Source organism: Mesorhizobium sp. L103C119B0 (genome assembly GCF_000502235.1).
Lineage (GTDB): Bacteria > Pseudomonadota > Alphaproteobacteria > Rhizobiales > Rhizobiaceae > Mesorhizobium.
In genome coordinates this window covers 1-25,234 of sequence record NZ_AYXE01000009.1, presented here as the reverse complement: position 1 = coordinate 25,234, position 25,234 = coordinate 1, and the positions used below count along the sequence as shown (strand labels likewise).

Here is a 25,234-nt window from a genome sequence, read left to right as displayed (position 1 = left end):
TTAGTCCGCGACCTTCCACTGCTCGCGCGACTCGCTGGCGGGATAGACACCCAAAATGCGCACTTCGCGCGAGAAGAAGCGCAGTTCGTCCAGCGCCAGCTTGACCAGTGGATCGTCGGGATGGCCCTCGATATCGGCGTAGAACAGCGTCGCGGTGAAGGCGCCCAACTGATAGCTCTCCAGCTTCGTCATGTTGACGCCGTTGGTGGCGAAACCGCCCATTGCCTTGTAGAGCGCAGCCGGCACGTTGCGGACACGGAACATGAAGGTCGTCATCATCTTGGTGTCGGCCGAGGGCCGTTCGGCCAATCGCTTGTCCTTGGTCAGCACGACAAAGCGGGTGACATTCGAATCCGTGTCCTCGACGTTCTTCTCGATGATGTCGAGGCCGTAGAGTTCTGCGGCTAGCGCCGGGGCGAGCGAGGCCATGGTGCGGTCCTTGAGCTCCGAGACCAGCTTCGCAGAGCCCGCCGTGTCGCCGGCGATCACCGGCTTCCAACCGTTCTTGCGGATGTATTTGCGGCACTGTCCCAGCGCATGGATATGGCTGTGCACGGTCTTGATCTCTTCGCGTTTGACGCCTGGCAGCACCATCAGCTGGAAGTGGATCGGCAGAAAATACTCGCCGACGATGTGGAGTTTCGATTCCGGCAAGAGATGATGAATGTCGGCGACGCGGCCGGCGATGGTGTTTTCGATCGGGATCATGGCGAGGTCGGCCTTGTTGGTCTCGACCGCGTTGAAGGCATCCTCGAAGGTGGGGCACGGCAACGGCTCCATCGAAGGGAACATGTTGCGGCTGGCGGTGTCGGAATTGGCGCCCGGTTCGCCTTGGAAGGCTATTCTGTTGGTCTTGTCAGGCATGCCGATATCTCAGGTTGAAGGTCTCAGGAAAGAATTTGTCGGGCGCGTTCGAGGTCTTCCGGCGTGTCGACGCCCAGCGGCAGCGATTGCACGATCTCGGCATCGATGCGCATACCGGCCTCCACCGCCCGCAACTGCTCCAGCCGCTCGCGCCGTTCGAGCGGCGAAGGTTTTAGCGCGACGAAGCGTTCGAGGGCTGAGCGCCGATAGGCGTAGAGGCCGACATGGTGATAGAGCGGCCCCTCGCCCCAGGGCGCGGTGGCGCGGGTGAAATAGAGCGCCTTCAGCCGCGTCGCCGACAACGGCGAACCGACGATCTTGACGACGTTGGGGTTGGCCTTTTCCTCGTCGCGGACGATCTCGACGCCGAGCGTGGCGATGTCGACCGCAGCGTCCTCGAACGGTTTCAGCGCCGCACCGATGATCTTGGGATCGATGGTCGGCAGGTCGCCCTGCACATTGACGATGGTTTCGACCTTGCGATCGGGGTCGAGCGCGGTCAGCGCCTCGAAGATACGGTCGGAGCCGGATTCGTGGTCGGTGCGCGTCATCACCGCCTCGAAACCGTGCGCGCGCACCGCTTCGGCCACGTTGCGCGTGTCGGTTGCCACCACCACCCGGCCAAGCCCAGCCTCAGCGGCGCGGCGGGCGACATGGACGATCATCGGCGCGCCGGCTATGTCGGCCAGCGGCTTGCCCGGCAGGCGCGTCGAGGCCATGCGGGCCGGGATCAGGATGAGCGTGGACATCGAGGTTGCAAGGCGTTCGAAAGAGGATGGGGAAAGTGGCAAAAGGTCTCACTGGAAGCGCCCTTATAGGTGTTGCAACGCCCAAGCAAAAGACCTAGTTTCCGCCCGATTTGACCGGCTCGACGGGGTGGGTCACGATACCGACGGACGGAGTGGACGGAGAGGTCCGCCGGAAAAGGGAGCCCTGGGGCGTATGGATTCCAACGAAGTCAACAAACTGCTCGCCGGGTTGCTTGGAACCTGTTTCGTCGTCTTCTCGGTCGGTTTGGTGTCCGACGCCCTGTTTGCCTCGCCGGCGCCGGAAAAGCCCGGCTTCGCCATCGAGGCGACGGAGCCTGCCGAAGGCGGCGCCGCCGGACCCGCGGCAGAGGCCAAGCCGATCGCCGACCTTTTGGCCACCGCCAATGTCGAGCAAGGTGCGGCCGTCTTTAAGAAATGCCAGGCCTGCCATTCCGGCGAAAAAGGCGGCCCCAACAAGGTCGGCCCGGATCTCTGGGACATCGTCGACCGCCCCGTCGCCGAGCATGAGGGCTTTGCCTATTCGGCCGGCATGAAAGAGTTTTCCAAGGGCGGCGCGGAGAAGTGGACCTATGACAACCTCAACCACTTCATCACCTCGCCGAAGAAATTCGTGAAGGGCACTGCGATGGGCTTTGCCGGCCTGCCGAAGGACGAGGACCGCGCCAACGTCATCGCCTATCTGCGAACGCTGTCGGACAGCCCAAAGCCGCTGCCGACGCCAGGTGCCGCCGCTGATGCAACCGCGCCGGGCAAGCCGGCCGAGGGTGCTGCTCCGGCCAAGCCGGCTGAAGGGGCAGCTCCAGCCCCTGCGACGCCGGCACCGGCGCCCGCCAAATAACCGAATTGTCATCTCCATGATCTCAAAAAAGCCGGGTTCAGCCCGGCTTTTTGTTAGGAAAATCGCATATGCGGCGACAAAGCCGCCGCATGGCGGTTTTCACCGGCGTCAAATCATTTAGGATTGCCGGGCATCGCGAAGAGGAGAACGCATGACGGTTGGCCGAACGCTTCTGAGGTCCTTTCTGGTTGTGGGCGCCCTCGCAGGCGGCCTGCAGGCAGCCTTCCCCCAGGAATGGCACACCACCTCTTCGCTGATCGGCCCCTCCAAATATGGCGAGAACTTCCAGCGCTACGATTATGTGAATCCGGATGCACCGAAGGGTGGCACCTACAATTCGGTCGTTTCCGGCACGTTCGACAGCTTCAATCCCTACATCGTGCAGGGCTCGCCGGCGGCCGGCCTGCAGCCATTTGGCGGCGGCCTGCTCTACGACACGCTCATGGATCAAGCGACTGACGAAGGCAGCGTCAGCCACCCGCTCATCGCCGATGCCTACAAGTACCCTACCGACTATTCCTCGGCCACCTACCGGCTCGACCCACGGGCGAAATGGCATGACGGACAGCCGATCACCACTGACGACGTGATCTGGTCGTTCCAGGTGCTGAAGGCCAACAGCCCGATGTACAGCCGCTATTTCGAAAACGTCACCGACGCCGTCGCTGTCTCGGACCGTGAGGTCGAGTTCCACTTCGACCAGAAGGGCAATCGCGAACTGCCCAAGATCCTCGGCGACCTTGTCGTGCTGCCCAAGCATTGGTGGGAAGGCACCGACGCCAATGGCAAGAAGCGCGACATCACCAAGGGGACGCTGGAGCCGCCGCTGGGCTCGGCTGCATACAAGATCGCCAGCTTCAAGGCGGGGTCGGAAATCGTCTGGCAGCGCGTCCCCGACTATTGGGGCGCCAAGCTGGCTGTGAAAATCGGTCGGGAGAATTTCGACACGCAGCACTTTACCTACATTCTTGACGACAACGCCTCCTGGGAGGCGTTCAAGAAAGGTGGCCTCGACGATATCAAGCCGGAAAACAGCTCGAAGCGCTGGGCGACATTTTATGATTTCGCGGCGATCAAGGCCGGCGATGTGATCAAGCAGGAGTTCAAGACCACCTCGCCCGAGCCGATGCAGGCTTTCATGCTCAACCAGAGACATAGGTTGTTTGCCGATCGTCTGGTCAGGGCCGCGCTCACCTACCCGTTCGATTTCGAATCGATGAACCGCACGCTGTTCTTCGGTTTCAACACTCGCACCCACAGCTATTTCCAGGGCACGGACCTAGCCTCCAGCGGCTTGCCGCAAGGCAAGGAATTGGAGATCCTGGAGAAGTACCGCGACAAGCTGCCGCCGGAAGTATTCACCCAGGAATTCAAGTTGCCGGTCTACGATTCGCCGCAGGCGGAGCGCAAATATCTGAAGCAGGCGGTCGACCTGTTCGCCCAGGCCGGCTGGGTGATCAAGGGCGGCAAGATGGTCAACGCCAAGACCGGCGAGCCATTCAAGTTTGAAATCCTAGGCTCGAATGAAACCGACCAGGTCATTTCCAGCCCCTGGATCGCCAATCTGCGCAAGATCGGCGTCGATGCGACACTGCGCATCGTCGACCCGAGCCAGTACACCAACCGCGTCAGAAATTTCGATTACGACGTCATCACAGGACAGCTCCAACAGTCGGAATCGCCCGGCAACGAGCAGCGCGATTTCTGGAGCTCCAAGGCCGCCGACACACCGGCATCGCGCAATTATTCCGGCATCAAGAACCCGGTCGTTGACGCCCTTGTCGACCGCATCATTTTTGCCACGGATCGCGATGACCTCGTCGCCACCACCCATGCGCTCGATCGCGTGCTGCTGTGGAATTACTATGTGGTGCCGCAATACTATCGCGCCGTTGTGTGGCTGGCTTACTGGAACAAGTTCGGCATCCCGGAAAAGCAGCCCGGCTACCGTGGCGCCGATATCGATTCCTGGTGGATCGATGCGGACAAGGAAAAGGCCCTGGCCGCCAAGTACAAGGGCAGCAATTGATGGCGGGGCTCCCTCGCCGCGATTTCCTGGCCCTCAGTGGCGCCGCGGCCGTTGCTGCGCTGCTGCCGGGCAAGGCTTTCGCCGCCAGCCCAACCGGCGTGAAACTGCATGGACTGTCGGCTTTCGGCGACCTCAAATACAAGCCGGACTTCACTCATTTCGACTATGTCAATGTCGATGCGCCGCAAGGTGGCGTCTTCAACTTCCTGCCGCGCAACTGGCTTGCCAACCAGACGCCGCTGACCTTCAACACGCTGAATTCGTTCGTTCCCAAAGGCGATTCGCCCCAGCGCACGGAGATGTGCTTCGATTCACTGATGGTGAGAGCGTACGACGAACCTGACGCCGTTTACGGGCTGATCGCTGACGGCGTGACGATTTCCGACGACCGCAACGACTTCACCTTCTCGCTGCGCCCGCAGGCCCGCTTCCATGACAGCACGCCATTGACGGCAGAGGATGCCGCCTTCACCTTCAAGCTGCTCAAGGACAAGGGGCACCCGTACTATTCCCTGCCGCTAACGCATCTGAATGACGCGATTGCCGTGGATGCCCACACGCTGCAGCTTAGGTTTTCCGGCAAGCAGACAAGCCGCACCATCCTCAACGTCGTCGAGTTCCCGGTCCTGTCGAAGGCGTTCTACACGGCCAACCCGTTCGATTCCTCGCAGATGAACCCGCCGTTGGGGTCAGCCGCCTACAAGGTCGGTCGCTGGTCGGCAGGGGCCTGGATCGAATATGAGCGTGTGGCTGATTATTGGGGCAACGACCTGCCGGTCAATCGCGGCCAGAACAATTTTCAGCGGATTCGCGTTGAGTTCTATCAGGACCGTAGCGTTGCCTTCGAAGCGTTCAAGAAGGGAGAAATCCTCTACAGGGAGGAATTCACCTCGCGCGTCTGGGCGACCGGCTACGACTTCCCAGCCTTCACTGCCGGCAAGGTGGTGAAGCACGAATTCCCGGCCGAAACGGTGCCTTCGATGCAGGGCACCGCCGTCAACCAGCGGCGCGAGCAGTTTCGCGACTCGCGCGTGCGGCAGGCGATCGGGCTGTGCTTCGACTTCGAATGGACGCGGCGCAATTTCTTCTACGGTTCCTATGAGCGCTCGCAATCCTGCTTCGAGAAATCCGAATTTCGCGCCGAGGGCAGACCGTCGCCACAAGAATTGGCTCTTCTTGAGCCGCTGCGTGAGCAGATTCCCGCCGAGGCTTTTGGCGAAGCCGTGATCCAGGACGCGTCGAACGGCTCCGGCCGCGACCGGCAGTTGCTTGGCAAGGCGGCCAAGCTTCTGGCCGAGGCCGGCTGGAAACGGTCCGGCAATTTCGTCGTGAACGACAAGGGTGGTCGGTTGTCCGCAGAGTTTCTTGTCGACGACGAAGTCTTCGAACAGGTCTACTCGCCCTGGGTCGAAAACATGAAGGCGGTCGGCATCGATGCCTCGATCCGGCTGGTGGATGCCGCGCAATATCAGCTGCGGCAGAATTCGTTCGACTACGACCTCGTCTCGGTCGCGGCCTCGTTTCCGGCGACGCCAACCCGTGATGACCTCGAAACCATTTTCCATTCGCGAGCAGCTACCGTATCGGGCTCTCGCAATCTGCCGGGAACGTCGAGCCCGGCCATCGACGCCCTGGTTGACGCCGCAGGTGCCGCCGAGGGTCGCGAAAGCCTGACAATTGCCATGCGCGCGCTCGACCGGGTCTTGCGTGCACGGAGGGATTGGATTCCAAGTTGGTTCCTGGCGAATCATCGAAGCGCCTATTGGGACATGTTCGGTTTTCCCGAGCGGAAACCCGATTTCGACTTCCCGGTCGAAGCGCTGTGGTGGGTCGACAAGGGCAAGGCGGCAAAAATTGGCAAAGGGTAGGCTGTTGCGCGGCACTTTACCCTCCCCCTCGTGGGGAGGGTCGGTGAGCACTTCGTGCGCAGCACGAATGGCGAACCGGGGTGGCGGTGTGACGGCGTACGCCGGATCGAGACTACCCCCACCCCGCTCCGCTTCGCGGATCGACCCTCCCCACAAGGGGGAGGGTGAAAGCTGATGGGCGCCTACATACTGCGCCGTATCCTGCTGATGATTCCGACCCTGTTCGGCATCATGGCGGTTGCTTTCGTCGTCACTCAATTCGCACCGGGTGGACCGGTCGAGCAGGTCATTGCCAGCCTGACCAACCAGGGCGGCAACGATCGGCTCGGCAGTGGCGGCGGCGATGCAGGAGGTGGCGGCAATTTCGATGTGGCCGGCGATGTCGGTTCGAAGTACCGCGGCGCGCAAGGGCTCGATCCTGAATTCATCAAGAAGCTGGAAAAGCAGTTCGGCTTCGACAAACCGCCTCTCGAACGCTTCGGCATGATGCTGTGGAACTACGCGCGCTTCGATTTCGGCGACAGCTATTTCCGTGACATTTCGGTACTCAACCTGATCCTGGAGAAGATGCCGGTTTCAATCTCGCTCGGGCTGTGGATCACGCTGCTCTCCTATCTGATTTCGATTCCCCTTGGCATCCGCAAAGCGGTCAAGGACGGCTCCGCCTTCGACATCTGGACCAGCGGCGTGATCATCGTCGGCTATGCCATACCGGCCTTCCTGTTCGGCATATTGCTGATGGTGCTTTTCGCCGGCGGCTCGTTCTGGGACTGGTTCCCACTGCGCGGCATCGTCTCCGACAATTGGGACCAATTGTCGTGGCCTGACAAGATCGTCGATTATTTCTGGCACATGACCTTGCCGCTGACGGCGCTGGTGCTGTCGGCCTTCGCGACGACGACGCTGCTGACCAAGAACTCCTTCCTGGAAGAGATACGCAAACAGTATGTGGTGACGGCCCGTGCCAAGGGCCTGTCGGAGCGGCGGGTGCTTTACGGACATGTGTTCCGCAACGCAATGCTGATCGTCATTGCCGGCTTTCCAGCGGCCTTCATCTCGGCCTTCTTCACCGGCTCGCTTTTGATCGAGAACATCTTTTCCCTCGACGGTCTCGGGCTGCTCGGTTTCAGGTCCGTGTTGGCGCGCGACTATCCGATCGTGTTCGCCAACCTCTATATATTTTCGCTGCTTGGCCTGTTCGTGACGCTGTTGTCCGACCTGATCTACACATGGGTCGATCCGCGCATCGATTTCGAGCGGAGAGACGTCTGATGACGCAGGCTGCAGCCGAGATCACACCGACAAGGATCGCCCGCCCCTGGCTGTCGCCGCTCAACAAGCGGCGCTGGCAGAACTTCAAGGCCAACAGGCGCGGCTACTGGTCGTTGTGGATATTCCTCGCTCTGTTCGTGCTGTCGCTGTTTGCCGAACTGATCGCCAACGACAGACCGATCGTCGCCTACTACAAAGGCGAGATCCTCTTCCCGGTGGCGGTCGCCTACCCCGAGGAAAAATTCGGCGGCTTCTACGCCGTCACCGACTATCGCGACCCGGTCATCCGCGACGAGATCAACGCCAATGGCTGGATGATCTGGCCGCCAATCCGCTATTCCTACCGCACCGTCAACAATGCGATCCCCGACGCCGCTCCCGCAAAACCGTCATGGGAATACGACGCGCAGAGGCGATGCAGCCAATATCCGCAAGGCGCTGCCGATCCTGACTGCATTGTCGGCAACTGGAACTGGCTGGGTACCGACGACCAGGCGCGCGACGTGCTGGCGCGCATCATCTACGGGTTCAGGATTTCCGTGCTGTTCGGGTTGATCCTGACCGCGGGTTCGTCGGTTATCGGCGTCGCCGCCGGCGCGCTGCAAGGGTATTTCGGCGGCTGGACCGACCTTCTCTTTCAACGCTTCATAGAAATCTGGTCGGCGATACCGCTGCTGTATCTGCTGCTGATCGTCGCCGCCATCCTGCCGCCGGGCTTCTTCATCCTGCTTGGGCTGATGCTGCTCTTCTCCTGGACGTCGCTTGTCAGCGTGGTGCGCGCCGAATTCCTGCGCGCGCGCAACTTCGAATATGTCAACGCGGCCCGCGCGCTTGGTGTGTCCAACCGCACCATCATGCTGCGCCATCTTCTGCCCAATGCCATGGTGGCGACGCTGACCTTCATGCCTTTTCTGGTCAGCGCCTCGATCTCGACACTGACCTCGCTTGACTATCTCGGCTTCGGCCTGCCGCCCGGCACCGCGTCGCTCGGCGAACTGCTAAAACAGGCGCAGAGTAACCTCAATGCCCCCTGGCTCGGTATATCGGGCTTCATCGTCATCTCGCTGATGCTGTCGCTGTTGGTGTTCATCGGTGAAGCAACGCGCGATGCTTTCGACCCGCGCAAGGCGTTCCGATGAGCAGCGAACTCCTGCTCTCCGTCCGCGATCTCAGCGTTGCCTTCACCCAAGGCGGCAACGAGTCGACCGCCGTCGACCACATCTCCTTCGATCTCGCCAAGGGCGAGACGGTGGCGCTTGTGGGCGAATCCGGTTCCGGCAAATCGGTCTCGGCGCTGTCGGTGCTGAAGCTTCTGCCCTACCCGACGGCCAGCCATCCCTCGGGCAAGATCCTGTTCCAGGGCGCCGACCTTTTGGCGATGAACGAAAAGCAGTTGCGCAGCGTGCGCGGCAACAAGATCACCATGATCTTCCAGGAGCCGATGACCTCGCTCAATCCGCTGCACACGATCGAGCAGCAGATCGTCGAGATCCTGGCGCTGCATCAGGGCATGGGCGACCGCCAGGCCAAGGCGCGCACGCTGGCGCTGCTCAACGAGGTCGGCATTCGCGAACCGGAAAAGCGGCTCGACGCCTATCCGCACCAATTGTCCGGCGGCCAGCGGCAGCGCGTCATGATCGCCATGGCGCTGGCCAACGAACCGGAACTGCTGATCGCCGACGAACCGACGACGGCGCTCGACGTCACCGTGCAGGCGCAGATCCTCGAATTGCTGGCGGAGTTGAAGAGCCGTAAGGGCATGTCGATGCTGTTCATCACCCATGATCTCGGCATCGTCCGCAAGATCGCCGACCGCGTCTGCGTGATGACCAAGGGCAAGATCGTCGAGACCGGACCGACGAAGGACATCTTCGCCAACCCGCAGCACGCTTATACCAAGCACCTGCTCGCCGCCGAGCCGAAAGGCAAGCCGCCGGCCGCCAACGACGCCGCCAAGCCGGTTATGACCGGCAAGGACATCAAGGTTTGGTTCCCGATCAAAAAGGGTTTCTTTCGCACCACCGTCGACAATGTGAAGGCGGTGGACGGCATCGACGTCACCGTGCGCGCCGGCCAGACCCTCGGCGTCGTCGGCGAATCCGGCTCCGGCAAGACGACGCTCGGCCTGGCGCTGGCGCGGATGATCTCATCGACCGGCACCATCCAGTTCAACGGCAGCGACATCGACCAACTTTCCTTCAACGCCATGCGGCCGCTGCGCCGCGAGTTGCAGATCGTTTTCCAGGACCCGTTCGGCTCGCTCAGCCCGCGCATGTCGGTCTCGGAGATCATCGAGGAAGGCTTGAAGATCCATGAGCCGAAGCTGTCGCCCGACCAACGCGACGACAAGGTCGTCGCCGTGCTGAAGGAGGTCGGGCTCGATCCGGCGACCAGGAACCGCTATCCGCATGAATTCTCCGGCGGCCAGCGCCAGCGCGTCGCCATTGCGCGCGCCATGGTGCTCAATCCGCGCTTCGTCATGCTGGACGAACCGACCTCGGCGCTCGACATGAGCGTGCAGGCGCAAGTGGTCGACCTCTTGCGCAATCTGCAGGCCAGGCACGACCTTGCTTATCTGTTCATCAGCCACGATCTGAAAGTCATTCGCGCCCTTGCCAATGACGTCATCGTCATGCGCAATGGCAAGATCGTCGAAGCCGGCCCTTCCGAACAGATTTTCGAGCGCCCGCAGACCGACTATACGAAGGCGCTGATCTCGGCCGCGTTCAAGATCGAGACGGCGCCAGTCGGTATCGTTAGCGAATAACAGGGAATACAATCCGCAAATGGAAAAAGGCAAAATCCTGCTTGCCGTCACCGGCTTTCATCCGCAGCGCTGGCGCGAGCTGCTGTCGGCCGAGCGCGAAGTGGTGCTGGAGCCGGACGGCGCCTCTGACCCGTCGATCACCTATGCGGTGGTGTGGAAGCAGAAGCCGAACCTCTTGAAATCGCTGCCGAATCTACGCGCAATCTTCTCGATCGGGGCCGGCGTCGACCATATCTTCGCCGATCCCGGCCTGCCCGATGTGCCGATCGTCAAAGTGGTCGCTGACAACCTGACGCAGTACATGACCGAATATGTCGTCTGGCGCGTGCTCGACCATCACCGCCAGGGCATGCTCTATCGTGCGCAGCAGCCGAAGAAGACCTGGCACGAACCGCCGCAGCGGCCGGCCGGTGACATCTCGGTCGGCATTATGGGGCTCGGCAATCTCGGCCGCGCGGCGGCATCGGTGCTGTTGTCGCTCGGCTTTGCCGTCAATGGCTGGTCGCGCAGCGACAAGGCCATGAAAGGCGTTGCGACCTATGCCGGAGAGGCCGGGCTGATCCCCTTCCTCAACGCCACCGACATACTGGTGGTGCTGCTGCCGCTGACGCCGGATACGCACGGCATCATCAATTACGGCGTGCTGAAGGAATTGCGCAAGCGCAACGGCCTCGGCGGCTCGGTGCTGATCAATGCCGGGCGCGGCCGGCTGCAGAAGGACGCCGACATCTTGCGCGCGCTGGGCGACGGCACGCTGAAGGAGGCGAGCCTCGACGTGTTCGAGGTCGAGCCGCTGCCGAAGACCAGTCCGCTATGGAGTCACCCGAAAGTGTTCGTGACGCCGCACGCGGCGGCGACCTCCGACCCTGTCCACCTGGCGCCGAGCATGTTGCGGCAGATGGCTGGCTTCGAGCGCGGCGAAAAGCTTGATAACGTGGTCGACCGCAAGGCGGGGTACTGAGGAAGTCCAGGTTCAGCTCGGCAGACTGAACTTCTTCTGCTTGTTGGGCGTGCCGCAGTCGCGGCGGACGATCGAGCGGTTCATGGCATCGATCTGGCCGCTTGCCAGGTCGGTGTCGCGCTTGCTTTTGGAGCGCATATCCGGCGTGAACGGGCCGAAGCCCATCGCCGGATTGGAGAAGCTCGGCTTGGCGTCCGTCGACAGATGGTATTGCTGCGCCAGTTCGTTGCGCTGCGCCAGCAACTGGTCGCAAGGCACGTTGTCATATTGCAGCGACGATTGCACGTCCTGGTCCTGCCGCTCCGACATCGAACTGCCCATGCAGCCGGTCATTGCCAGGCAAGACACCAAGACCATCATGTTCCAGCGCATGTGTTCCTCCTCAATGCCTGCCGAGGGCTTTTCTCGGCTTGTATCCTACCTGATGCCGCGCCAGCCGCAAAAATCCTATTCACGTTTTCGAACAAGACGAGACATCAACCCTTGGACGAGGGCACCGCCAGCGCGGCAAGCCCGTCGACCGGCTGGCGGCGATCCCAGCGGATGACGGTCGGCTGCATCGACAGCACCGACAGGCCGTTTGCGGCAAGCACCCGCTCGACATAGGCTTGAGAATGGGCGTAGCGACGAGACGGCTGCAGCGCGAAACCGGCGTCGCCGCCCGCCCGGCCCTTGGCTGGCTTTTCGACGGAAAAGGCAAACAGGCCATTGGTGGCCAGAATGCCCGCGACGGTCTTCATCACGCGATCGAGCGCGCCGACATAGATGAACACGTCGGCCGCCACCACCAGATCGGCTTTCGGTCCGGCATAGGCGAAATCCTGCAGATCGGCCTTGGCGAGCAGATCGTAGACGCCTTTGGCGCGAGCCTTTTTCAGCATGGCGGCGGAGATATCGTAGCCCTCCAGCCGTTCGGCGACCGCCGCAGTTTCTCGCCCATCAGACCGGTGCCGCAACCAAGGGCCAGGGAAGGGCGGTTTTCCGGGCAGCGGACGAGTTTCGGCCGCCGCAACTGATGGCCGAAAACTGCTGCACCTGCCACGGCTACTCCACGATGCGGTAGATGTTCCAAAGGCTGGTGCCTGAAACGACGTAGGGCTCCATCTCCTTGCCCCATTTGGCGTGGGCGTCGATCATGCCGATCCTGGCGAAGAAGCCCTCCAGCTGGGCAAGGCTTTCGACCTGATGATGCGATTCGACCGTCGCTTCCCGAGCTCCGATCGAACCGGTCATGATCTGGAACTCGAGATCGGCAATGCCGACCTGAGAGCCGATCNGAGCCGATCTCGCGTTCCCATTTCTTCAACAGGTCGAGCACGGTCTGCTTGTGCCCGAACTTGGCGTCGATCTGCCATCTGGCGCTGAACATTTTTGTCTCCTCCAGTTTTGCGGCCCAACCGCGGTTGATCTTTTCGCGGTGCAACTACTCGTCCCAAGCCTGCACGACCGTCTGTCGTGCAATCCGCCCATTCTTCAGCTCCAGCACCGCCGCGCAGAACACTTTCGTTCCGTCCGGATAGGCGCAGGCCTGGGTGAAGGCGAGATTGTCGCCATCGGCGATGGTGGTGTCGACCTTGTGGGTCATCGCCCGGCTGCAGATGTCGTCCCAGAAGGTGCTGATCGCCGCCCGGCCGCGGATCTCGCGCGGCTTGCTCGGCGGATTGTTGCGGTCGATCACCCGCACCAGTGCGTCGTCGGCATAGAAGCTAGCGAGCATCCTGCCGTCCCGTCCTTCGATCGCTTTCTTGATCGCCGCGCCGTCCACGCTCTGCGTCTTGGTCAGCATCTTCTCCTCCATGGCCCGTTGATCGGGCGGTTGAATGATCACAAGCAATGCCCGGCGCACCGCCCGGCATTTTCTTTCACTGCGACTTGGCTTTGACGGCTGCGAACACACCGTCGGTCTGCTGTTTGAAGGTCGCGAAATCGACCTGGCTGCCGTTGAGCATCGTCGACCAGTGGCGCACGATGGCCGCCATCGCGATCGCCTCCTTGATCTCCTCGTCGGTCGCGCCATTGAGCCTGGCGGCCTCGGTATGGAAATAGATGCAATACTGGCAGGGGATCTGCGAGGCGACGGCCAGCCCCAGCAGTTCCTTGGTCTTGCCGTCGAGCGCGGTCTTGGGGTTGAGCTGCACGCCCTTGATCTCGGCCCAGGCGCCGGCAACGGCGACATCGGGCAGCGTCTTGAACATGTCCGGCACCGAGCCGAGCGTCGCCTCGATGTCCTTGTAGGCGGCCGCCGCCGAGGCATCCTCGGCCCTGGCGGGAGCGATCATGAACAGCGCGCCAACGCTTGCCGCTATCACCAGCGATTTGATCGACCTGTTTGACTTCAGCATTGCATCCTCCATCCGCAGTGCCTTTCCCGGCGACATCCGCCTGGCCTGCATGGAGAGAATTGGTACGCCTCGACCCCACCTGGCCGCTTCGCCCGAAAGCGCCATGGTCCCTATGGCCCGTCCGGGCCAGCCTGCCTGGCGGAAAATGCCGCTGCCGCCGCCCGTGACGGCAAATCGAGCTTCAGCAATATGTTGGCGACATGACGCTTGACCGTATGCTCGCTGAGCCTCAGCTCGGCGGCGATCGCGGCATTGCTCTTGCCGTCGGCGATCAGGATCACCACCTCGCTTTCGCGCGCCGTCAGTTGAGCCGGCTCGGCGGGTTTCGCCTTGGGGCGGCAGGCCGGCTCCAGGTGCTGTTCCGACGTCGCCTGGACCAGCGCCAGCGGCTCGTCCAGCTCATCCACCGTGACACGCCCGGCATCGATGAAATACAGGCCGGACCCCGCCGCCAGATCGGCCGCCAGCCGCGACGCCAGAATATCGCCGCGCCCGGCATGGGCGGCGATCTGCATCGTCACCCGTGCCATCAGCCCCACCGGCGGCCCGCGCATTTCGACCTCGCCGACATGGGCGCCCTGGGCGCTTGCAATGCCCATATGTTGCGCCGCATCGCGCAGTGCCGCCGCGCAGCGTATGGCCCGCGCCGGCCCGTCGAAGCGCGAGATCATCAATTCGCCATGGATGCCGGCAACGCGTCCGCCATGACGGCCGACCAGCTGCCGCCAGCTCTCCTGGAAGCGCTCGCTGCGTTCGCTCCACATGCGGTCGCCAACCCTCGCCGTGTCGTAGATGCGTGTCGCCAGAAGAGCGGCAAGCACGCGCTCCACTTCGGCCACGGCACGCTCGCCGGTCAGGAATTCCTCGATCAGGTCGGCCACCCGGTCGACATCGCCGGTCCAGATCGGGTGGTCGCGCCCGGGGACCTCGACCAATCGCGCATTGGCGATCTCTTTCGCCAGGAAGCGGCTGGCGTCCGGGTCGACCCGCGCGTCGTTGCGGCGATGAATGAGCAGTGTCGGTGCGCCGATCGCCGACAGCACGCCGCGCACATCGATTCCGGCATTCATCCGGGCAAGGGCTGCCGCTGCCGTCGGACTGGCCGACAGCCGCTCGAAGCGGGCCCACCACTGGGTGAAATGCGCATCATCTACCCGGCCGGGAGCGAAGTTGGGCAGTGTGGCGCCCGTGCCCCATTCCGTGCCGGCCGTCGCGATGAAGGCCTCGAGGCGCTCCGGCGACATCACCCATTTGTGGAAATGCGCATAACCGCCATAGAGCGCCAGCGCTCGTGTCCGTTCCGGATAGGTGGCGGCAAACAACATTGCCATCGGCGCGCCTTCCGAAGCGCCGAGCAAGGCCGCGCGGCCGCTGCCGGTGGCATCCATCACCGCGCGCACATCGTCCATGCGGGTTTCGAGGCTGGGCAGGTGGCGTGGGTCGACGCGGTCGGACAGGCCGGTGCCGCGCTTGTCGAACAGGATCAGCCGCGAGAACGCCGAGAGCCGTTTCAAGAGCCTGGCGTAGCCCTCGTCTTCCCAATGCAGGTCGAGATTGGAGATGAAGCCGGGCACGAAAACCAGGTCGAACGATCCCTGGCCGACCACCTGATAGGCGATCCGCACGTCGCCGCTGAGGGCATATCGCGTCTCGATCGGCCTCACGTTGCTATCCCGCCCGGCCAGACGATTTCTGATCGCCGACCATAGCAGACGCCTGGCGGATGCGGCAGCCAAACTTTAGAAGACAGGAATATAGCCCGCGGCGAACCGTGTTCGCCCGCCATTTCTGGGGGAGGCTATTTCTGGGGAGCGGCGCTCTCTGCACCCGTGGGTTGGACGTAGCCGATGCTCACATCGGCCTGCTCCTCGGTCTTCGGCCGCTTGATCCTGGCCGAGGCCACGACGACGAGTTCGTCAAAACCTTCGCCGCCACTGTCCAGCATCTCGAAGAACTGCCGGCGCATCCTGGGCTCCCAGAACTTGTTGATGTGCTCGGCCACGCCCGCCACACCTTCCTCGCGGGGCCTTGAATGGAAGAAGGCGGCGATCTGGTTGGCCATGCGCACCAGCTTTTCCCCGGTGCTCGTGATGTGTTCTTCGTCATGCGACATGCTGGGCAACTCCCAAGACCACCCGTTCCGGGTGGGTGAAAACATCGAAATCGTCGCCGCGCACCAGCGCCACCAGCGTCATGCCGGCCTCTTCGGCGGTGCGGATGGCAAGGGCTGTCGGCGCCGACACGGCGATGATGAAGGCGGAGCCGATCGCCGCCGTTTTCTGCACCATCTCCACTGAGACGCGTGATGTCACCACCACCGCGCCCGATGCACCGTCAATGCCGGCCTTGGCCAGCGCGCCGGCCAGTTTGTCCAGCGCATTGTGCCGGCCGACATCCTCGCGCGCCATGACGATGCCTTTGCCGGGAATGTAGAAGCCCGCTGCATGCACGGCGCCGGTTTCTGAATGCAGAGGCTGCACCTTGGACAAAAGCTTTACCGAACGGGTGATGTCGTCGGCTTCAAGCGTAAGCTTGGACGCACCAACCTTGTCGACCGAGCGCATCGCTTCCTCGATGGATTCGATGCCGCACAGCCCGCAGCCAACCGGCCCGGCCAAGCGCCGGCGCCGCGTCTCGAAGCGCGTATTGGCCTGGTCCTTCAGCCGGATCTGGATATCGATGCCGGCGCCATGGTCCTCGACCTCGATCGCATCGATTTCGTCAGGCAAGGCTATGATGCCTTCGGTCAGAGAGAAGCCGAGCGCGAAATCCTCGAAATCGGCCGGGCTCGCCATCATCACCGCATGGGTGGTGCCGGCAAAGGAGAACGCCACCGGCGTCTCCTCCGGCACCATGCGGTTGGCCGATGTCGTGCCGCTGGCGCGGTGGGCAAGGCGAGAGATTTGGGTGGTGGCTTGGCGTTTTCGGGTCACGAGGCGCGCCCCTCTGCCCTGTTCGTCCTTAGCAGTAGCTGTGGAGGCTCGCGCCTTTCCTCTCCCCCGTCGACCGGGGGAGAGGTGTCAAGCGAAGCTTGACGGAGTGGGGGTCGACTGCTCGCCAGATAGGCCGGTTTGCCTGCTCTTTGGGTTGTGCGCGACTTTCGACGGCTGCGTGTTGCGGGGCCGGCGTCCCCCACTCCGTCGCCGCTTCGCGGCGCCACCTCTCCCCCCTCCGGAGGGAGAAGAAAGGCGCCAGGCGGCATAAGCTCGCGTCCTTCCTGACGGAGTAGGGGTCGACCAACCGTCAAGATTGAAGCTCTTATTGTCGAACGCCGTGGCAAGACTACTCCGCCGCTTCCAGCTTTGCGATGCGGCGGCTCTGCTCGGCCTGCTCGTTATAATCGCGCTGCCAGTCCGAAGGCCCGTTGGAGGCGCCGACCTGCACCGCGGTCACCTTGTACTCCGGGCAGTTGGTCGCCCAGTCCGAGAAGTCGGTGGTGATGACGTTGGCCTGCGTGTCGGGATGGTGGAACGTTGTGTAGACCACACCTGGCGACACCCGGTCGGTGATCAGCGCACGCAGCGTCGTCTCACCCGAACGGCTGGTCAGCCGCACCCAGTCGCCATCGCGCAGGCCGCGGTTCTCGGCATCGTGCGGATGGATCTCCAGCCGGTCCTCCGAGTGCCACATGACGTTTTCGGTGCGCCTTGTCTGTGCACCGACATTGTACTGGCTGAGGATGCGACCGGTGGTCAGCAGCAACGGGAAACGCGGCCCGGTCCGCTCGTCGGTCGCCACATATTCTGTGCGGATGAACTTGCCCTTGCCGCGCACGAAGCCGTCGATATGCATGATCGGCGTGCCGAGCGGCGCCTTCTCGTTGCAGGGCCATTGCACCGATCCGACACGGTCGAGCAGATCAAAAGAGACGCCGGCGAAGCTTGGCGTCGTTTTGGCGATCTCGTCCATGATTTCGGAGGGATGCTGGTAGTTCCAATCCAGCCCGATCGCGCGGGCAAGCTCCTGTGTCGCTTCCCAGTCGGCATAGCGCGCCTTCGGCTCCAGCACCTTGCGCACCATGTTGATGCGGCGCTCGGCATTGGTGAAGGTGCCGTCCTTTTCCAGGAAGGTCGAGCCCGGCAGGAAGACATGCGCGTAGTTAGCTGTCTCGTTGAGGAACAGGTCGTGCACGACGACGCATTCCATCGCCGCCAGGCCGGCCGCGACATGCTTGGTATCAGGGTCGGATTGCAGGATGTCCTCGCCCTGGATGTAGATGCCCTTGAAGGATCCGTCGACGGCGGCATCCAGCATGTTGGGGATGCGCAGGCCCGGTTCGTCGTCGAGCTTCACCCCCCACAACGTCTCATAGATGTCGCGCACCGCCTCGCCGGAGATGTGGCGGTAGCCCGGCAGTTCATGCGGGAACGAGCCCATGTCGCAGGAACCCTGCACGTTGTTCTGGCCGCGCAGCGGATTCACCCCGACGCCCGGGCGGCCGATATTGCCGGTCGCCATGGCAAGGTTGGCGATAGCCATAACCGTGGTCGAACCCTGGCTGTGTTCGGTCACGCCGAGGCCGTAATAAATCGCGCCATTGCCGCCCTTGGCATAGAGTCGTGCAGCACCTCGGATCAGTTCGGGATCGACGCCGGACAGCTTGCCCACGATTTCGGGGCTGTTTTCCGGCAAGGCGACGAAAGAAGCCCAATCCTGGAACTCCGCCCAGTCGCAGCGATCGCGGATGAAGGCTTCGTCGAAAAGCCCTTCGGTAACGATGACATGCGCCAGCGCCGTCAGCACCGCCACGTTGGTGCCGGGCTTCAGCGGCAGGTGATAGTCGGCCTCGATATGCGCCGACTTGACCATTTCGGTGCGGCGCGGATCGAGCACGATCAGCTTGGCGCCCTGGCGCAGCCGCTTTTTCAGCCGCGAGGCGAACACCGGGTGCGCGGAAGCCGGATTGGCGCCGATGATGACGGCGACATCGGTGAAATCGACGGAATCGAAATCCTGCGTGCCGGCCGAGGTGCCATAGGTCTGGCCGAGGCCGTAGCCGGTCGGCGAGTGGCAGACGCGGGCGCAGGTGTCGACATTGTTGTTGCGGAAGCCTTGGCGCACCAGCTTCTGGACGAGATAGGTCTCTTCATTCGTGCAGCGCGAGGACGTGATACCGCCGATCGAGGTGCGGCCGTATTGATACTGGATACGGCGGAATTCCTTGGCCGTATGGGCGATGGCCTCTTCCCAGCTCACCTCGCGCCAGGGATCGCTGACCTTTTCCCGGATCATAGGCGACAGGATGCGGTCCTTGTGGGTGGCATATCCATAGGCGAAACGGCCCTTCACGCAGGAGTGGCCGTGGTTCGCCTTGCCGTCCTTGTAGGGCATCATGCGAATGACTTCGTCGTCCTTCACTTCGGCCTTGAACGAGCAGCCGACGCCACAATAGGCGCAGGTGGTGACGGCGGAGCGCTCGGGCATGCCTTTCTCAAGCACGGTCTTTTCACGCAGCGCATCGGTCGGACAGGCCTGCACGCAGGCGCCGCAGGATACGCATTCGGAGGCGATGAAATCCTCGTGCATGCCGGCGACCATGCGCGATTCGAAACCGCGGCCCTCGATCGTCAGCGCGAAGGTGCCTTGCACCTCCTCGCAGGCCCGCACGCAGCGCGAGCACACGATACATTGCGCCGGATCATAGGTGAAATAGGGGTTGGACTCATCGCGGGCGATGTAGTCGACCGCCAGCGAGCCATGGCCGGGCGCGACGCCGTTTTCCTGCTTGACGTGGTTGCGGCCCTCGATGCCGAAGCGGTTCTCGGTCAGGCCGACAGACTTCGCCACAACGTCGAACTCGCTGGCCCCGGTACCGGCCTTCTCGTTCCAGCCGGTCGGGTGGTCGGAGACGTAAAGCTCCATGACACCTCGGCGGATGGCGTCGAGCCGCTCGGATTGCGTGCGCACCACCATGCCTTCGCCGACGGGGGTCGTGCAGGATGCCGGCGTGCCGCCGCGCCCGTCGATCTCGACCAGGCAGACGCGGCAGGAGCCGAACGAGTCCAGCATGTCCGTGGCGCAGAGTTTTGGGATCTCGACCCCGCCTTCCATCGCCGCGCGCATGATCGACGTACCCTCCGGCACGCTGATGCTGCGGCCGTCGACGATCAGCGTAACCTGCTTTTGCGCCTTCGATTCCGGGGTTCCGTAATCGAGTTCTTCGATGAGTGTCGGGAAGTCGGCCTTGATATTCATCTGCCAGCTCCTATTCAGCAGCCACGCGCGCCGGCGCGGGCTTGAAATCTTCGGGGAAATGGGTGATCGAGCTCATCACCGGATAGGGCGTGAAGCCGCCCAGCGCGCAGAGCGATCCGAACTTCATCGTGTTGCAGAGATCGGTGACCAGTGCCAGGTTCTTCTCCGGCTCGATGCCGGCGGCAAGCCGGTCGATGGTCTCCACCCCGCGTATCGAGCCGATGCGGCAGGGCGTGCACTTGCCGCAGCTTTCGATGGCGCAGAACTCCATGGCAAAGCGCGCCTGCTTCAGCATGTCGGCCGTGTCGTCGAACACGGTGATGCCGGCATGGCCGATCAGCCCGTCGCGCTTCGCGAACTCTTCGTAGTCGAACGGCGTGTCGAACAGGCCGCGCGGGAAATAGGCGCCGAGCGGGCCGCCGACCTGCACCGCCTTCACCGGGCGACCTGTGGCCGTACCGCCGCCGATATCGTCGACGATTTCGCCCAGCGTCATGCCGAACGCCGCCTCGAACAGGCCGCCGAATTTGACGTTGCCGGCGATCTGTATCGGGATCGTGCCGCGCGAGCGGCCCATGCCGAAATCCTTGTAGAAGGCAGCACCCTTGTCCATGATGATGGGCACGGAGGCTAGGCTGATGACGTTGTTGATCACCGTCGGCTTGCCGAACAGACCCTGGATTGCCGGCAGCGGTGGCTTGGCTCGCACCACGCCGCGCTTGCCTTCAAGGCTGTTCAGCAGCGAAGTTTCCTCGCCGCAGACATAGGCGCCGGCGCCGACGCGGATTTCCATGTCGAAGGCGTTGGGCGAACCCAGCACGCTGACGCCGAGCACGCCTGCCTTGCGGGCGACCTCGACAGCCTTGTTCATGACAGCCACCGCATGCGGATATTCCGAGCGGATATAGACGAACCCCTTGGTCGCGCCGGTGGCGATGCCGGCAATCGTCATGCCTTCGATGAGCACGAAGGGGTCGCCCTCCATGATCATGCGGTCGGCAAAGGTGGCGCTGTCGCCCTCGTCGGCATTGCAGACGATGTATTTGCGGTCAGATGTCGTATCGAGCACCGTCTTCCACTTGATGCCGGTCGGGAAGCCGGCGCCGCCTCGGCCGCGCAAGCCCGATTCCGTGACCTGTTTGACGATGTCGAGCGGCGCCATGGCCACCGCGTTCTGCAGGCCCTTGAGCCCGCCCAGTGACTTGTAGGCATCGAGCGATAGCGGGTCGTTGATGCCGCAACGCGCAAAGGTCAGGCGCGTCTGCTTGGCCAGGAACGGGATTTTGTCGGGCGCGCCCAGCCAGCGCTTGTGATGCCCGCCGGTGAGAAAGCCGCTGTCGAACAGGCTCTTGACGTCCGATGGCTTGACCGGCCCGTAAGCGACGCGGCCCTTTTCGGTCGCGACCTCGACCATCGGTTCGAGGAAATAGGCGCCGCGCGAGCCGTTGCGGACGATCTTGGCCTCGACGCCCCGTTCAGCCAGTTCCGCACGAACAGCCTTGGCGACCTTTTCGGCGCCGAGCGCCAGCGCGCCGGAGTCACCTGGAATGTAGATGCGCGGGATCATGAGCGTACCTCCCCGACGATCTCTTCGATCTTCTCGTCATCGAGCCGCCCGATCACCTCACCATCCAGCATCGCCGACGGTGAACAGGCGCACAGCCCGAGGCAATAGACAGGCTCAAGTGTAACCGATCCGTCGCGGGTGGTCTCATGGAAATCGATGCCGAGCAACTGCTTGACCTTTGCGGCGATCGCATCCGAACCCATCGACTGGCAGGCTTCCGCCTGGCAGAGCTTGAGCACGTGCCGGCCGGCCGGCCGGGCACGGAAATCATGATAGAAGGTCACAACGCCGTGCACCTCGGCCCTCGACAGGTTCAGCCCATCGGCGATGACGGGCACGGCGTCCTGCGGCACGTGGCCAAATTCTTCCTGGATCTCGTGCAGGATCGGCAGCAGCGGGCCTTCGAGGCCCTTCAACTCCTGGATGATCGCCGCCGTGCGCGACTGTATCTCGGTACTTGCAGGCTGCATCGTCACGCAGCGCCCTCCCTATCGTAGCGATCGATGCATATAATCGTCCAAAGGCATGAAGCGGTTTTGGAACAACGACATGCCTACGCCGCTTAATCGCTAAGTGCTTAAGAAATCAGAGAAAACCTCTGAAATCAATAAAGCGGTTTCGTTGCACGATAGAAAATTTCTATCGCGCCGATTGACCAGTTATGACTAGCTCAGCGATTGGCGCGGAAATCGTCTGCCAGCGCCATCGCCTCGTCCAGCAGCGCCTGCACCAGCGGCGTGTGCGGTTCGCGCGGCGCGGCGACCAGCCCGACCGTGTGGCTGGCATCCGGTTCGACGATCGGAATGGCCCGGATCGGCTCGGAAAAACCGAATGTTTCCGCCAGGTTGAGCGGCATGATCGACGACCATTTGCCTGTCCGTATGTGGGAGAACAGCACGATCATCGAGTTGGATTCCAGTGTCGGCCGCACCTGCACGCCGGCCTCGGCCAGATGCTGGTCGATGATGCGGCGGTTCTGCATGTCCGGCGTCAACAAGCAGAGCGGCAGCTGGCTGATTTCGGCCCATGTCACTTTGTCGCGATCCGAATAGGGATTTCCGACCGCCGTGATCAGCTGGTAGCGCTCGTCATAGAGCGGCACGCTGGTCACCCGTCCGAGAGGCTCGTTGTCGAGATAGGTGATGCCGGCATCGACGTCGAAATTGCCGAGCAGCGACAACACCTCGATCGAGGTGCGCGACAGGATAGAGAAGGTGACGCCCGGATGCTTCTCGCGAAATGGCGTCGTAAGCCGCGCCACCATGGCGAGGGCGGTTGGGATGGCGGCAATACGGATACGCCCGGACAGGCCATGTCGCGCCGCCCGCATCTCTTCGCGCATGGTCCTGGAATCGCCGACGATGCGACGCGCCCACACCAGCACCTGCTTGCCTTCCGGCGTCAGCCCCTGAAAGCGCGAACCGCGATTGACCAGCATGACGCCGAGCTGGCCCTCCAGCTGCTTGATCCCGGCCGACAAGGTCGGCTGCGTGACGCCGCACGCTTCCGCCGCCCGGCCGAAATGCTCCTCCTTGGCCAGCGCGATGAAGAATTCGAGCTTGTCGATCATACCATCCGTCCGTTCGTTGCGCGCAAGGTCGGGGAAATTGCCTTTCGCCGCAAGCTCTACCCGCAATTGGCCATGCATCCACATCTTTGGGCCGGCTGGCTGTTTCCCCCGGCCGAACACGGCGCTATGTGGTTGGATTGAATACGAGGAGATCGGACATGCTGGGCTGGTTCCGCAAGCTTTTGCCGCGCGAAGATCGCTTCTTCGACCTCTTTGAACGGCATTCCCGCACCGTGGTCGGCGGCGCCGAGGCGCTGGAGCAGCTCCTGCAGGGCAAGGACATCGATCGTTGGTGCCAGAAGATCATCGATCTCGAGGACGAGGCCGATCATATCACGGCCGAAGTGCTGCTGGCGGTGCGGCGTTCCTTCATCACGCCCTTCGATCGCGGCGACATCAAGGACCTGATCCAGTCGATGGATGACGCCATCGACATGATGCACAAGACCGTCAAGACGGTGAAGCTGTTCGAAAAGAAGGAATTCGACCCGCTGATGCAGGAGATGGGCGGCGTCATCGTTGCCGCCTCCAGGCTGGTTGCCGAGGCGATCCCGCTGCTCAGCAAGGTCGGCACGCACACGGTGCGCCTCAACGCCATCGCCGAAGAGGTGATGCGCGTCGAAAGCCGCGCCGACGATCTGCATGAGCAGGGATTGAAGGACCTGTTCAAGCGGCATGGCCGCAGCGATCCGATGGCCTACCTGATCGGCTCGGAGATCTACGGCCAGCTGGAGAAGGTGGTCGACCGCTTTGAGGACGTCGCCAACGAGATCAGCGGCATCGTCATCGAGAACGTTTAGGCAATGGAAGCCACCATCGCCTTTCCCGTGCTGATCGGCCTTGTCGCCGTCGCGCTGTTTTTCGATTTTCTCAACGGCCTGCACGATGCAGCGAACTCCATCGCCACCATCGTCTCCACCCGCGTGCTGAGACCGCAATATGCGGTCCTGTGGGCGGCTTTCTTCAATTTCATCGCCTTCATGTTCTTCGGCCTTCACGTGGCTGAAACTGTGGGAAAAGGTATCGTCGACGTCAGCATCGTCACGCCGGCGGTGATCTTCTCGGCGCTCGTTGGCGCCATCGTCTGGAACATCGTCACCTGGATTGCCGGCATCCCGTCCAGCAGTTCGCATGCCCTGATCGGCGGGCTCGTCGGCGCCAGCGTTGCAAAGGCTGGGCCCGGCGCCATCGTCTGGACCGGGCTTGGCAAGACGGTCGCCGCAATCGTCGTGTCGCCGGCGACAGGGTTTCTTCTGGCGCTGGTCCTGATCCTGGCCGTTTCCTGGCTGTTCGTCCGCCAGACACCGTTCGCCGTCGACAGCACCTTCCGCGTCATGCAGTTCTTTTCGGCCTCGCTTTATTCGCTAGGGCACGGCGGCAACGACGCCCAGAAAACCATGGGCATCATCGCCGTGCTGCTCTATTCGCAAGGTATGCTCGGCGGGACGTTCTACGTGCCGCTGTGGGTCGTCCTCACCTGTCAGACAGCACTGGCGCTCGGCACTTTGTTCGGCGGCTGGCGCATCGTTCACACGATGGGCTCGAAGATCACCCGGCTGAATCCGATGCAGGGTTTCTGCGCCGAGACCGGCGGCGCCATCACCCTGTTTGCCGCCACCTGGCTCGGCGTCCCCGTGTCGACCACCCATACCATCACCGGGGCCATCATCGGTGTCGGCGCCGCCCGCCGCGTCTCGGCCGTGCGCTGGGGCATTGCCGGCAACATCGTCATCGCCTGGATCGTCACCTTGCCGGCCACGGCTGCAATTTCGGCGCTCACCTACCTTGCGGTTGGCCTGGCAAGGTGAGGCGGACACCGTGGTGCTTGGAGTCGCTGCCAATCTGCACTATCTGAGCCGCAGCCAAACGCCTTAGGGAACAATGCATGTCCGTCACCAAGGAAATCGTCACCGAGCGTCTGAAGACGGTCAACGGGCCGGACTTCACCGGCAACATCGTCGACCTCGGCATGGTTTCGGAGATTTTCATCGCCGATTCGAAAGTGTTTTTCTCGATCACCGTTCCCGCCGCCCGCGCACAGGAGATGGAGCCGCTGCGCGCTGCAGCCGAGCGTGTCGTCAAGGCGATCCCTGGTGTCGCCGGCGCCGTCGTCGCGCTGACGGCGGAGAAGAAGGGCGGCGGCATGGAGGCTCCGGTTGCGTCGCGCCCCGCGCCTAGGCCGGCACCGACG

The 25,234-nt window shown here is 62.7% G+C and carries 22 protein-coding genes and 2 pseudogenes; 10 read left to right on the top strand and 14 right to left on the bottom strand.

What is annotated here, in order from left to right; all coding sequences use genetic code 11:
- A complete protein-coding gene (locus X728_RS149765; RefSeq protein WP_023682034.1) occupies positions 1-864 on the bottom strand; it encodes a prephenate dehydratase in 864 nt (287 codons plus the stop codon).
- Positions 865-887: 23 nt separating this feature from the next.
- Positions 888-1,613 (bottom strand): 3-deoxy-manno-octulosonate cytidylyltransferase, encoded by a 726-nt coding sequence (locus tag X728_RS149770; RefSeq protein ID WP_023669513.1) that lies wholly within the window; start codon positions 1,611-1,613, stop codon positions 888-890.
- Positions 1,614-1,806: 193 nt separating this feature from the next.
- Here X728_RS149770 and X728_RS149775 point away from each other — a divergent pair, with 193 nt between their 5' ends.
- From X728_RS149775 to X728_RS149805, 7 genes are all read left to right on the top strand, one after another.
- Positions 1,807-2,472 carry a cytochrome c family protein gene (locus X728_RS149775; protein ID WP_023688767.1) on the top strand — a complete coding sequence of 222 codons (666 nt, stop codon included), beginning with the start codon at positions 1,807-1,809 and terminating at the stop codon, positions 2,470-2,472.
- 151 nt (positions 2,473-2,623) lie between these two features.
- Positions 2,624-4,501: an extracellular solute-binding protein gene (locus X728_RS149780; protein ID WP_023745252.1), complete on the top strand. Its 1,878-nt coding sequence runs from the start codon at positions 2,624-2,626 to the stop codon at positions 4,499-4,501.
- The gene (locus X728_RS149785) at positions 4,501-6,369 is read left to right on the top strand and encodes an extracellular solute-binding protein (RefSeq protein ID WP_023821514.1); all 1,869 of its coding nucleotides are present in this window, start codon (positions 4,501-4,503) and stop codon (positions 6,367-6,369) included. The genes X728_RS149780 and X728_RS149785 overlap by 1 nt, the downstream gene beginning before the upstream one ends.
- A gap of 174 nt (positions 6,370-6,543) precedes the next feature.
- On the top strand, positions 6,544-7,641 hold the full coding sequence (locus X728_RS149790; protein ID WP_023831926.1) for a microcin C ABC transporter permease YejB: 1,098 nt from the start codon (positions 6,544-6,546) through the stop codon (positions 7,639-7,641).
- Positions 7,641-8,780, top strand: coding sequence for an ABC transporter permease (locus X728_RS149795; protein ID WP_023682037.1), 1,140 nt, complete (start codon positions 7,641-7,643; stop codon positions 8,778-8,780). The genes X728_RS149790 and X728_RS149795 overlap by 1 nt, the downstream gene beginning before the upstream one ends.
- Positions 8,777-10,408 (top strand): ABC transporter ATP-binding protein, encoded by a 1,632-nt coding sequence (locus tag X728_RS149800; protein ID WP_023831925.1) that lies wholly within the window; start codon positions 8,777-8,779, stop codon positions 10,406-10,408. The genes X728_RS149795 and X728_RS149800 overlap by 4 nt, the downstream gene beginning before the upstream one ends.
- 19 nt (positions 10,409-10,427) lie before the next feature.
- Positions 10,428-11,369, top strand: a complete 942-nt coding sequence (locus X728_RS149805; RefSeq protein WP_023831924.1) for a glyoxylate/hydroxypyruvate reductase A — start codon at positions 10,428-10,430, stop codon at positions 11,367-11,369.
- A gap of 12 nt (positions 11,370-11,381) precedes the next feature.
- On the opposite strand, the gene X728_RS149810 is transcribed toward X728_RS149805, so the two are convergent.
- From X728_RS149810 to X728_RS149855, 12 genes and pseudogenes are all read right to left on the bottom strand, one after another.
- On the bottom strand, positions 11,382-11,741 hold the full coding sequence (locus tag X728_RS149810; protein ID WP_023831923.1) for a hypothetical protein: 360 nt from the start codon (positions 11,739-11,741) through the stop codon (positions 11,382-11,384).
- 104 nt (positions 11,742-11,845) lie between these two features.
- Positions 11,846-12,339, bottom strand: a pseudogene (locus X728_RS1000000169065) (methyltransferase domain-containing protein); the annotation flags it as partial.
- A gap of 74 nt (positions 12,340-12,413) precedes the next feature.
- Positions 12,414-12,738, bottom strand: a pseudogene (locus X728_RS1000000172275) (hypothetical protein).
- Positions 12,739-12,792: 54 nt separating this feature from the next.
- The gene (locus X728_RS149815) at positions 12,793-13,155 is read right to left on the bottom strand and encodes a nuclear transport factor 2 family protein (RefSeq protein WP_023831922.1); all 363 of its coding nucleotides are present in this window, start codon (positions 13,153-13,155) and stop codon (positions 12,793-12,795) included.
- Positions 13,156-13,231: 76 nt separating this feature from the next.
- Positions 13,232-13,711 (bottom strand): carboxymuconolactone decarboxylase family protein, encoded by a 480-nt coding sequence (locus tag X728_RS149820; protein WP_023831921.1) that lies wholly within the window; start codon positions 13,709-13,711, stop codon positions 13,232-13,234.
- 110 nt (positions 13,712-13,821) lie between these two features.
- Positions 13,822-15,375: an alpha/beta fold hydrolase gene (locus X728_RS149825; protein WP_023831920.1), complete on the bottom strand. Its 1,554-nt coding sequence runs from the start codon at positions 15,373-15,375 to the stop codon at positions 13,822-13,824.
- Positions 15,376-15,509: 134 nt separating this feature from the next.
- On the bottom strand, positions 15,510-15,824 hold the full coding sequence (locus X728_RS149830; protein ID WP_023688796.1) for a formate dehydrogenase subunit delta: 315 nt from the start codon (positions 15,822-15,824) through the stop codon (positions 15,510-15,512).
- The gene (gene fdhD, locus X728_RS149835; RefSeq protein WP_023692627.1) at positions 15,814-16,644 is read right to left on the bottom strand and encodes a formate dehydrogenase accessory sulfurtransferase FdhD; all 831 of its coding nucleotides are present in this window, start codon (positions 16,642-16,644) and stop codon (positions 15,814-15,816) included. Before fdhD ends, X728_RS149830 begins: the two co-directional genes overlap by 11 nt.
- 349 nt (positions 16,645-16,993) lie before the next feature.
- Positions 16,994-19,906 carry a formate dehydrogenase subunit alpha gene (gene fdhF, locus X728_RS149840; RefSeq protein ID WP_023673425.1) on the bottom strand — a complete coding sequence of 971 codons (2,913 nt, stop codon included), beginning with the start codon at positions 19,904-19,906 and terminating at the stop codon, positions 16,994-16,996.
- A gap of 10 nt (positions 19,907-19,916) precedes the next feature.
- Complete coding sequence (locus X728_RS149845) at positions 19,917-21,473, bottom strand: NADH-quinone oxidoreductase subunit NuoF (RefSeq protein WP_023673426.1); 1,557 nt, start codon at positions 21,471-21,473, stop codon at positions 19,917-19,919.
- A complete protein-coding gene (locus X728_RS149850; RefSeq protein ID WP_023688791.1) occupies positions 21,470-21,949 on the bottom strand; it encodes a formate dehydrogenase subunit gamma in 480 nt (159 codons plus the stop codon). Before X728_RS149850 ends, X728_RS149845 begins: the two co-directional genes overlap by 4 nt.
- Before the next feature lie 194 nt (positions 21,950-22,143).
- Positions 22,144-23,043, bottom strand: a complete 900-nt coding sequence (locus X728_RS149855; protein WP_023688790.1) for a LysR family transcriptional regulator — start codon at positions 23,041-23,043, stop codon at positions 22,144-22,146.
- Positions 23,044-23,201: 158 nt separating this feature from the next.
- Here X728_RS149855 and X728_RS149860 point away from each other — a divergent pair, with 158 nt between their 5' ends.
- The 3 genes from X728_RS149860 to X728_RS0135365 all read left to right on the top strand — a co-directional run.
- Positions 23,202-23,843 (top strand): DUF47 domain-containing protein, encoded by a 642-nt coding sequence (locus X728_RS149860; RefSeq protein ID WP_023673429.1) that lies wholly within the window; start codon positions 23,202-23,204, stop codon positions 23,841-23,843.
- A gap of 3 nt (positions 23,844-23,846) precedes the next feature.
- Entirely contained in the window at positions 23,847-24,851 is a 1,005-nt protein-coding gene (locus tag X728_RS149865; RefSeq protein WP_023831919.1) for an inorganic phosphate transporter, read from the top strand.
- Between the two features lie 77 nt (positions 24,852-24,928).
- The coding region (locus tag X728_RS0135365) for an iron-sulfur cluster assembly protein (protein WP_031195616.1) at positions 24,929-25,234 on the top strand (306 nt) is incomplete at its 3' end.

Bases quoted from the DNA above. Each gene is read 5' to 3' on its own strand.
- X728_RS149815 (WP_023831922.1), bottom strand. From the start codon at position 13,155: ATGCTGACCAAGACGCAGAGCGTGGACGGCGCGGCGATCAAGAAAGCG.
- X728_RS149775 (WP_023688767.1), top strand. From the start codon at position 1,807: ATGGATTCCAACGAAGTCAACAAACTGCTCGCCGGGTTGCTTGGAACC.
- X728_RS149805 (WP_023831924.1), top strand. From the start codon at position 10,428: ATGGAAAAAGGCAAAATCCTGCTTGCCGTCACCGGCTTTCATCCGCAG.
- X728_RS149810 (WP_023831923.1), bottom strand. From the start codon at position 11,741: ATGCGCTGGAACATGATGGTCTTGGTGTCTTGCCTGGCAATGACCGGC.
- X728_RS149795 (WP_023682037.1), top strand. From the start codon at position 7,641: ATGACGCAGGCTGCAGCCGAGATCACACCGACAAGGATCGCCCGCCCC.
- X728_RS149860 (WP_023673429.1), top strand. From the start codon at position 23,202: ATGCTGGGCTGGTTCCGCAAGCTTTTGCCGCGCGAAGATCGCTTCTTC.
- X728_RS149865 (WP_023831919.1), top strand. From the start codon at position 23,847: ATGGAAGCCACCATCGCCTTTCCCGTGCTGATCGGCCTTGTCGCCGTC.
- X728_RS149855 (WP_023688790.1), bottom strand. From the start codon at position 23,043: ATGATCGACAAGCTCGAATTCTTCATCGCGCTGGCCAAGGAGGAGCAT.
- X728_RS149820 (WP_023831921.1), bottom strand. From the start codon at position 13,711: ATGCTGAAGTCAAACAGGTCGATCAAATCGCTGGTGATAGCGGCAAGC.
- X728_RS149800 (WP_023831925.1), top strand. From the start codon at position 8,777: ATGAGCAGCGAACTCCTGCTCTCCGTCCGCGATCTCAGCGTTGCCTTC.
- X728_RS149790 (WP_023831926.1), top strand. From the start codon at position 6,544: ATGGGCGCCTACATACTGCGCCGTATCCTGCTGATGATTCCGACCCTG.
- X728_RS149845 (WP_023673426.1), bottom strand. From the start codon at position 21,473: ATGATCCCGCGCATCTACATTCCAGGTGACTCCGGCGCGCTGGCGCTC.
- fdhF (WP_023673425.1), bottom strand. From the start codon at position 19,906: ATGAATATCAAGGCCGACTTCCCGACACTCATCGAAGAACTCGATTAC.
- X728_RS149770 (WP_023669513.1), bottom strand. From the start codon at position 1,613: ATGTCCACGCTCATCCTGATCCCGGCCCGCATGGCCTCGACGCGCCTG.
- X728_RS149830 (WP_023688796.1), bottom strand. From the start codon at position 15,824: ATGTCGCATGACGAAGAACACATCACGAGCACCGGGGAAAAGCTGGTG.
- X728_RS149765 (WP_023682034.1), bottom strand. From the start codon at position 864: ATGCCTGACAAGACCAACAGAATAGCCTTCCAAGGCGAACCGGGCGCC.
- X728_RS149780 (WP_023745252.1), top strand. From the start codon at position 2,624: ATGACGGTTGGCCGAACGCTTCTGAGGTCCTTTCTGGTTGTGGGCGCC.
- X728_RS149785 (WP_023821514.1), top strand. From the start codon at position 4,501: ATGGCGGGGCTCCCTCGCCGCGATTTCCTGGCCCTCAGTGGCGCCGCG.